This window comes from Tangfeifania sp. (genome assembly GCF_055108615.1).
Genome location: NZ_JBSQIC010000019.1, coordinates 42,528 through 50,682 on the forward strand (window position 1 = coordinate 42,528; position 8,155 = coordinate 50,682).

Sequence of the window (8,155 nt, forward strand, 5' to 3'; positions counted from 1 at the left end):
AAAATACAATTTCTTTTTTTCAAATTAAAAAACCGGGTGATGAAAATATTTAAACGCATTTTAACAGGAGTGGCAGGAGTAATTGTCCTTGTAGCAATAGCTGGTTTTTTCTTTTTAAACAACCTGCGAAAAGGAGCGCTTCCGGATTATGATAAAAACCTGTATTTACCGGTGTTGGAAGAAGAAGTGACCGTATTGCGCGATTCCTTTGCCATTCCGCATATCCAGGCAAAAAGTGAAGCGGATCTTTACCGGGCGGTGGGATTTACTATGGCACAGGACAGGCTGTGGCAAATGGATTTATTGCGTCGTGTAACTCAGGGGCGGTTGTCCGAAATCCTGGGAAAAGACCAGCTGAAAACCGATTTGCTCATGCGTTCACTGCGCATCAGGCAAAAGTCGGAAAAAGTACTTGAGCAATCATCGCCCGAAGTGAAGGCCACATTAGAAGCTTTTTGCGAAGGCGTAAATTATTACATGCAAAAATTCCCGCTGCCACCCGAGTTTAAAGTTTTGGGTTATCATCCTGATCGCTGGGAACCGGTGCATTCCATTGACCTGATTGGCTACATGTCGTGGGACCTCACCTCGGGATGGGGCACCGAAATGGTTTTGCAGAATGTGAAAAATGAAGTGGGCCAGGAGCTGGTTGCCGATTTGATTCCCCAAATGGAAAATCACCCAACAACCATTTTCCCTGATTTTAATGCGGTGAATATTTCTGCCGGGGAAACCTTGTTGTCGGCAAACCATGAGCTGGAAAAGCTTGGAGCCGGAATTTTTCTGGGAAGCAACAACTGGGCAGTTTCGGGAGCCAAAAGCAAAACCGGCATGCCGCTGCTGGCCAACGACATGCACCTGGGCTTGTTCGCGCCCGGAATATGGTACCAGATGCACCAAGTGGCCGAGGGCTCCGTAAATGTTACCGGCCTTGTTTTACCGGGACAGCCGTTTGTTATTTGCGGGCACAACGGTTCTGTTGCCTGGGGAATGACCAACGTGGCGGTGGACGACCTCGATTTTTATGCTGAAACACTGAACGAAGATTCTACGCAATATTTGCTCGACGGGCAGTGGAAAGACCTCGTCATTCAGGAAGAACTTATTCACACAAAAGAGGGAGAAATAATTAACGAAACCCTGAAATTCACCCACCGCGGCCCCATTGTCAACCGGTTTAAAGATGCTGACGAAACAGCACTTTCCATTCACTGGATTGGCAATGAAATGAGCGATGAAATCCGTACGATTTATATGCTCAACCGGGCGCAGAACTGGAGTGATTTCCGAAATGCGGTAAAAACATTTAAGTCGGTGAGCCAAAACATTGTATATGCCGATGCTGCCGGAAACATTGGGCTGCAATGCTCAGCCGGTGTCCCCGTGCGCGAGGGAAGCGGCATTGAGATTTATCCCGGCGACTCCTCGCTTTACGACTGGCAGGGACTGGTACCGTTCGAAGAATTGCCTTATGAATTTAATCCCGAACGGGGATATGTTTCTTCGGCCAACAATAAAACAGTTTCCGAGGATTACCCACATTACATCAGTTACTGGTATGCCACACCAAACCGCATCGACCGCATCCGGGAGATGCTCGAAGCAAAAGAAAAACTGGGCATTGAAGATTTTCAGGAGATGCAGGGTGATGTAAAATCGAAAAAAGCGGAGTTGATGACACCTGTTTTTTTAGTTGAATTGAACGGGGAAAGTAACCGCACTCCCGCTGAGAAAGCCGCACTGGAGAAACTCAGGAACTGGGATTATGAAATGGCCAAAGAAAGCCAGGCAGCCTCAGTTTTTGATGTGCTTTACCGCAAAGTGGCCGAAAATATTATTAAAGATGAACTTTCTGAAGAGCTTTTCGAATCGGTTAAAGGGCAGCGAATTTTGCTGGAGAATTTAATGCTGAACCTGCTTCCGGATAAAAATTCTGCTTGGATCGATGATAAAACCACGTCCGAAACAGAAACCTACAGCGATATCGTCAACCGCTCTTTCAGCCAAACTGTAGAAGAACTTTCCGGCCGGCTGGGCGACGATCCGGAAAATTGGAACTGGGGAAAAATTCACACTTTCACGCTGAACCATCCGCTTGGGGTGGTGAAAATGCTCGACAAAGCACTGGGCTTAAACCGCGGGCCTTTCGAAATGCCCGGAAGTTTCCACACGGTGTGTCCTTTTGCCTATTCATACAATAACCTGTATAACGTAAACCACGGCGCATCGCACCGCCATATTTTTGATGTATCCGACTGGGACGCTTCAAAAACGGTAATTCCAACCGGAACCAGCGGAATTCCTGCCAGCGACTTTTACCTCGACCAAACCGAAATGTACCTGAACAACCAGTATCATGCTGATCCTTTCAGCACTGACAAAGTTGAGAAAGCTGCCCGTTTTAGAATGAAACTTCAGCCAGTTGATCGGAGATAGGGATTATTTGTGAATAATCCGGGTTAGGTTGCCAGGTTAGTGTTAGGGAAATTTGAAAACGAACGCAAGTTTTTTTCAGGTGCCGTGTCTTATTCGTAAATTTCAGTATTAAATTTTTGAATGAGCGAGGCCGAAATCATAAAAAAACTTCAGGAAGGAGACGAGAAAGCTTTCAGGCAACTGGTTGAAAAATATCAGCAATTGGTTGTAAATACCTGTTTCGGGTTGGTGCACAACACCGAAGATGCCGAAGATATTGCCCAGGATGTTTTTATCGAAGTGTTTCGTTCCGTTCATAAATTCAGGGCCGATTCAAAAATTTCCACCTGGCTTTACCGGATTGCCGTGAACCGCTCACTCAATTTTATTCGCGACAATAAACGCCGGAAATGGTTTCGGTCGGTTGACGAAGCAAACGCCCCCGACGACAAAGATGCTTACAAAATTTCAGGAGAAACCGATTCGCCGGATTCCGACCTTGAAAATAACCAGCGTACGGCACTTTTGCACGAGGCCATCGACTCGCTGCCCAAAAACCAGCGGGTAGCTTTCACACTGAATAAATACGAAGATTTGTCGTACAAAGAAATTTCGGAAGTCATGCAGGTTTCCCTGTCGTCGGTGGAGTCGCTGATTCACCGCGCCAAAAAAAACCTTCAGAAAAAATTGTACACCTGTTATAAAAAGAAATGCATTTAACCGCAAGTTTTTAAAAAAGAATGTGTCAAAACAATAAACGATAATAAAAATGCAATGCAAAAAATTACATAAAAAGCTGATATTTTTCCTGGAAGGCGATTTGCCCCATCACGAGATGGAGCAGGTAAAGCAACACCTTGCTGAGTGTGATGAATGCGCTGCTTTTGCCAGCGAAATGAGCAAAACGCTAACTATTTTGCAGGAAGAAAAATCGCCTGAAGTGAATCCGTTTTTTTATACCCGTGTTAAAGCCCGGTTAGAATCACAAACCGAAAACCCGGCGCAGTTTATTCGCAATCCGTTTGTGGTGAGGGTGTTACAACCGGCGTTTTTTTCGCTGTTGCTTTTGGCCGGAATTTATACCGGAATTAAAATCGGGCAACCCGCAGATACCGATGTAGATTATTATCAGCAGGAACAGGTAGTTCCGTACTTGAATGAAATGGAAGCCGAGCCGATTGAAGCATTTTTAATGGAGTAAAATCATGATAACCAGAAATAAATACCGCATACTTACCTGGCTGGTTGTCATTCTGCTGGCAACCAATATTTCAATGGGGGTTTCATTTATTTATCATAAACAGCAGGATAAAAAATTGCTGGAACAAGTAAACAGTGAAGAAACCGAAATTGAAGTTCCGGCACAGCAGCGCACCCGTTTTTTCAGGGAGCAGCTTGATTTGCAACCCGCCCAGGTAAAGGTGTTCAGGGAGCTGAACCGTGATTTCAACCGCAGTGCGTGGCAAATTACCAATCAGCTTGCCGGGTTACGAATTCAAATGATTGAGGAGCTGGGAAAGGAAATTCCCGATTCACTAAAACTGAATTCAATTACAGAAGAAATTGGAATATTACACACTGAATTGAAAAAAGAAACCATTGGCTATTACCGCGAAATGGAGGAAGAGTGCAACCCCGGGCAACGGCAAAAACTCAATGAGATATTTATGTCGATGCTCCGGCAGGAAGAGGACGTAAAACTCCCGCAACGGGGAAGGCGGAACAGGTTTGGCAACAGATAGAAATTAGGTATAATTAAAAATTAAGAAAAATGAAAACGAAAAATTTTGTTTGGATGTTTATCGCGCTAATGTTAACATCAACTACGTTACTGGCCCAGGGCCGGAGAAGTGTAAATCAACCGGGATATGGTTACGGTTATGGTCAGGGAACCTGCCTCGCTGTTTTACCGGATTTAACTGAAGAACAGCAGGCTAAAATTACCGAACTGGAAGCGGCTCACCAGGAAACTATGGCTGAGTTGCGCGTGCAGCAACGTTCAACATTTGAGCCCGTTGAGAAAAGTGAAATCCGTACTGAAATGCTGAAAAAAGTGAGGGCACACCGCGAAGAAGTTCGCAACCTGCTGACCGAAGAACAGCAAAAACAGTACGATTTATTGCAGTCCCGCAATAATTACGGAAGAAAAGGTTTTGCGCAGGGACGAAGAGGTCAGGCTGGTTTCCAGGGACGTGGCGGAAGAGGCTGCGGATATCGCGGGAACTGGTAATCTTGTTTGAAAAAGTGTCTGGAAAGTTATTCAGGCACTTTTTTTTTCAATTATTACAGGCGTTTCAGTTCCGTTATTCAGGCTTTTCTTATTTTTGAATTGAACTAACAAAATCCACTGAAATGAAACGCCGCAATTTTTTCAAAACAACAGCCCTCGGGGGCTCCGCATTGGCTTTGGGCGGAGCAACTGCCTGCACTTCCACCTCAAAAAACAAAGCGATAAAAACTGATTTTTCAGATTTCGAACTGAATGAAGCCACCGTTGACGACCTTCAGCAAAAAATGCAATCAGGTGAATTGACTTCTGAGCAGATCTGTGAAAAATACCTGGGCCGAATCGAAAAAGTCGATCCGCATTTGAAAGCCGTAATGGAAATTAATCCGGATGCATTGGAAATTGCCCGCAAGATGGATGAAGAGCGTAAAAACGGAAAAGTTCGTGGTCCGTTGCATGGAATTCCGGTGATGATAAAAGACAACATCGACAGCGGCGATAAAATGCAAACCACGGCCGGTTCGCTGGCACTGGAAGGGCATATTGCTGAACAGGATGCATTTATCGTAAAGAAAATGCGGGATGCTGGCGCTGTTGTGCTCGGAAAAACCAACCTGAGCGAGTGGGCCAATTTTCGTTCTACCAACTCCTCCAGCGGATGGAGCGGCCGCGGGGGGCAGGTGCGCAATCCGTATATTCTGGATCGTAGTCCGTGTGGTTCGAGCTCGGGAACAGGTGCGGCTGTCGCAGCCAATTTATGCACCATCGGCATTGGCACCGAAACCAATGGATCGATTGTTTGTCCGTCGGGCGTAAACGGTGTGGTTGGGATTAAACCGACGCTTGGAATGTGGAGCCGCCGTGGAATTATTCCCATTGCCCACAGCCAGGACACTGCCGGGCCGATGGCGCGAACCGTGAAAGATGCCGCATTTCTGCTGGGGGCACTGGCTGAATTCGACAACGAAGATGCAGAAACACACCTTGAGCAGGGGAAAATTTATTCGGATTACACCCAATTTCTGGAAAACAACGGACTGGCTGGAATGCGTATCGGAATTGCTTCGCAAATGACAGGTTTCCATGCAAAAGTGGATGAGGTATTTAAAAAAGCGGTGGAAACTATACGCAACAACGGCGCGGAGATAATTGAGAACGTAGAATTTGAACACAACGGTAAATGGGGAAGTCCATCCTACCAGGTGCTGCTGTATGAATTTAAAGCCGACCTGAATAAATATTTGGAAGAACATCCGAATGCTCCGGTGAATACTATGCAGGAAATCATTGAATTCAACAGAAAAAATGCGGATAGTGAAATGCCGTGGTTCGGGCAGGAAATTTTTGAGCAGGCAGCTGAAAAAGGTGATTTAACGACCGAAGAATACCTGGAAGCGCTGAAGAATTCAAAACAATTTGCCGGAAAAGAAGGCATCGATGCAGTGATGGAAAAACACAATCTGGACGCTATAATTGCGCAAACCAACGGTCCGGCCTGGACCGTCGACTGGGTAAACGGCGACCATTTCAGCGGGGGCAGCTCTTCTCCGGCAGCCATTTCGGGGTATCCGAATATTACCGTTCCTATGGGGTTTGTACACGGCTTGCCGGTGGGAATTTCATTTTTCGGAAAAGCCTGGAGCGAACCAACGTTGCTGAAAATTGCCTACGCGTTTGAGCAGGCAACGAAACACCGGAAAGCGCCGGGGTTTTTGGGGAGTTTGATGGATCAATCAACTTAAATTTACCAACCGTAGTTTAAATTTTCATTATCAGACCATTTGTAAATCAAAATCTTTTTTAGTTAGCCTTATCTTATTATGCGACAATGATTCTAAAGTCCTTTTGATATGTGATGCTCTGTCTTGTTTTATAAAAGTTGGGATTAAATCCTCCAATTTTATTTTAAAGAGTCTGTTTATAACTATTAAATCCTCTTTTGAAAAAGGTCTTAATCCATTAATCAACTCCGACATATAGCTTTTTCGATGACCTAAAATCTTTGCTAAATCATTTTGAGTTAACCCTGCCTCTTTTAATTTTGCTTTAATTCGTTCTTTTCTCTTTTCGTAGAAGTCGTTTTCAGCTTGCACCAATGTTTCTGCTAAATCGCTATCTTTAATTTGATTATCTGTGATAGAATTTTCATCATCCCAATTTTTTTCTTCATAGTCTTTTATCAGATTGCGAAGATGTTTTCGGATTGGTTTATATGATTCATCCTCTTTTTCAAGCACTCGTAATTTTAGAAATAGCGAGGATGCTTTTTCAAAATCCAATTCACTCTCTAATGAATTTAATCTCTGTATGTTTTGTATTGAAAATCTATCCATTTTAAATCAATTTTTTATTCCCGCGGTTCTTTTGTTTGAGCTTAATCAGCTTATGTTTTCTTAGTAATTCCAAATCTTATATTTTACAACAACAAATATAAACAAAAGTTTCACAATACATGAAACTAAAATCTTATTTTTTGTCTTCGTGGGTAGCTTGATTTCTATGGTTGGTAACGGCTGGTGCAAGTGGAGTGCGGGATTATGAAACAGTTACCAGTCAAGTTTGCACGGAGCCAAGCCGGCTTTTTATTAAACATCATTTTAAAACCGTCATCTGTCAAAGACGGATTGGCGGTGGTTGAACAAAGCGGAAACGCTGGAACACCACGCCCGCCCGCATTACATTTGCACTTTGTTATGGTGTCGTGTTTTTTTTAAGTTTGTCTTTTAATTCCCGAATTGTAAGAATTTTGGTTTTTTCTATGTTGTTAATTTCCAGTAAATCCTTGTCTCCAGTGGCAAGATAGTCGGCTTTACTATCAACTGCCAGGTTCAATAAAAAATTGTCTTTGTAGTCACGGCATAATTCTATTTGGGAAGTTACTTTTATTAAAATCCCAAAATTGTCAAAGGTGTGAAGCAGGTGTTCAATGTCTTTGTCTGTAAAATATTTTTGAAGTTTTGGTCTTTTGGCAACTGTTAAAAATTCTTGAATCAATTCTTCGGAGAAAAAAAGTATTGCTTTTCCATTCTCAATATATCTATCTAAAAAGCTGTAATCCTTTGTGATAAGAAAGCTAATCCAAAGATTCGTGTCAAGAATAATTTTTTTACTTTTCATATCGGGTTTTTCTAACTGATTCAACTTCTTTAGTGATTTCGTCTAAAGAAGGAGTGTTTTTAGATTGGCTCCTCAGTTTGTCAAGTAATTCAGAAAAATCGGATTTGACCGTTTCTTTTTTTATTTTGATTAATTCCATGTCAGCAAGGTTTTTAAGCAACTGTTTTGCTTTAGGATTTAATATTTCAATTCTTAAAGATTCCATGGCAATTTATTTTTTATCAAATGTAAGAAATTCTGAAATGGCTCGACTATTTTTATGCCTATTTTGCGATTCTGGTTTTCCTTAACATGCGCCATAACGTAATAGTATTTTATCCATCGTTGATGCAAAATACAACAATGCGCTGAGAATTAAAGTCATATCAAACGTAGATTTATTCTAAATAAAAATGA

Annotated in this window: 9 protein-coding genes; 6 read left to right on the forward strand and 3 right to left on the reverse strand. The window is 42.9% G+C overall.

The annotated features are described in order from the left end of the window. Nucleotides 1-39: 39 nt before the first annotated feature. From ACTCNA_RS06335 to ACTCNA_RS06360, 6 genes are all read left to right on the forward strand, one after another. Nucleotides 40-2,436, forward strand: a complete 2,397-nt coding sequence (locus ACTCNA_RS06335; RefSeq protein WP_462947060.1) for a penicillin acylase family protein — start codon at nt 40-42, stop codon at nt 2,434-2,436. A 120-nt stretch (nt 2,437-2,556) separates the two neighbouring features. Beyond that, entirely contained in the window at nt 2,557-3,135 is a 579-nt protein-coding gene (locus ACTCNA_RS06340; RefSeq protein ID WP_462947061.1) for an RNA polymerase sigma factor, read from the forward strand. Between the two features lie 49 nt (nt 3,136-3,184). After that, nucleotides 3,185-3,616 (forward strand): anti-sigma factor family protein, encoded by a 432-nt coding sequence (locus ACTCNA_RS06345; RefSeq protein ID WP_462947062.1) that lies wholly within the window; start codon nt 3,185-3,187, stop codon nt 3,614-3,616. Nucleotides 3,617-3,620: 4 nt separating this feature from the next. Next, nucleotides 3,621-4,157: a Spy/CpxP family protein refolding chaperone gene (locus ACTCNA_RS06350; protein ID WP_462947063.1), complete on the forward strand. Its 537-nt coding sequence runs from the start codon at nt 3,621-3,623 to the stop codon at nt 4,155-4,157. Nucleotides 4,158-4,186: 29 nt separating this feature from the next. After that, a complete protein-coding gene (locus ACTCNA_RS06355; RefSeq protein ID WP_462947064.1) occupies nt 4,187-4,645 on the forward strand; it encodes a Spy/CpxP family protein refolding chaperone in 459 nt (152 codons plus the stop codon). Nucleotides 4,646-4,767: 122 nt separating this feature from the next. Next, nucleotides 4,768-6,384, forward strand: coding sequence for an amidase (locus ACTCNA_RS06360; RefSeq protein WP_462947065.1), 1,617 nt, complete (start codon nt 4,768-4,770; stop codon nt 6,382-6,384). 30 nt (nt 6,385-6,414) lie between these two features. Here ACTCNA_RS06360 and ACTCNA_RS06365 read toward each other — a convergent pair whose 3' ends face one another. The 3 genes from ACTCNA_RS06365 to ACTCNA_RS06375 all read right to left on the reverse strand — a co-directional run bounded on the left by ACTCNA_RS06365 (nt 6,415) and on the right by ACTCNA_RS06375 (nt 7,964). Next, nucleotides 6,415-6,975, reverse strand: coding sequence for a helix-turn-helix domain-containing protein (locus tag ACTCNA_RS06365; RefSeq protein WP_462947066.1), 561 nt, complete (start codon nt 6,973-6,975; stop codon nt 6,415-6,417). A gap of 358 nt (nt 6,976-7,333) precedes the next feature. After that, nucleotides 7,334-7,759: a putative toxin-antitoxin system toxin component, PIN family gene (locus ACTCNA_RS06370; RefSeq protein WP_462947067.1), complete on the reverse strand. Its 426-nt coding sequence runs from the start codon at nt 7,757-7,759 to the stop codon at nt 7,334-7,336. After that, nucleotides 7,749-7,964: a hypothetical protein gene (locus ACTCNA_RS06375; protein ID WP_462947068.1), complete on the reverse strand. Its 216-nt coding sequence runs from the start codon at nt 7,962-7,964 to the stop codon at nt 7,749-7,751. Before ACTCNA_RS06375 ends, ACTCNA_RS06370 begins: the two co-directional genes overlap by 11 nt. Between the last annotated feature and the right edge of the window lie 191 nt (nt 7,965-8,155).

Bases quoted from the DNA above. Each gene is read 5' to 3' on its own strand.
- ACTCNA_RS06335 (WP_462947060.1), top strand. From the start codon at position 40: ATGAAAATATTTAAACGCATTTTAACAGGAGTGGCAGGAGTAATTGTC.
- ACTCNA_RS06340 (WP_462947061.1), top strand. From the start codon at position 2,557: ATGAGCGAGGCCGAAATCATAAAAAAACTTCAGGAAGGAGACGAGAAA.
- ACTCNA_RS06345 (WP_462947062.1), top strand. From the start codon at position 3,185: ATGCAATGCAAAAAATTACATAAAAAGCTGATATTTTTCCTGGAAGGC.
- ACTCNA_RS06350 (WP_462947063.1), top strand. From the start codon at position 3,621: ATGATAACCAGAAATAAATACCGCATACTTACCTGGCTGGTTGTCATT.
- ACTCNA_RS06355 (WP_462947064.1), top strand. From the start codon at position 4,187: ATGAAAACGAAAAATTTTGTTTGGATGTTTATCGCGCTAATGTTAACA.
- ACTCNA_RS06360 (WP_462947065.1), top strand. From the start codon at position 4,768: ATGAAACGCCGCAATTTTTTCAAAACAACAGCCCTCGGGGGCTCCGCA.
- ACTCNA_RS06365 (WP_462947066.1), bottom strand. From the start codon at position 6,975: ATGGATAGATTTTCAATACAAAACATACAGAGATTAAATTCATTAGAG.
- ACTCNA_RS06370 (WP_462947067.1), bottom strand. From the start codon at position 7,759: ATGAAAAGTAAAAAAATTATTCTTGACACGAATCTTTGGATTAGCTTT.
- ACTCNA_RS06375 (WP_462947068.1), bottom strand. From the start codon at position 7,964: ATGGAATCTTTAAGAATTGAAATATTAAATCCTAAAGCAAAACAGTTG.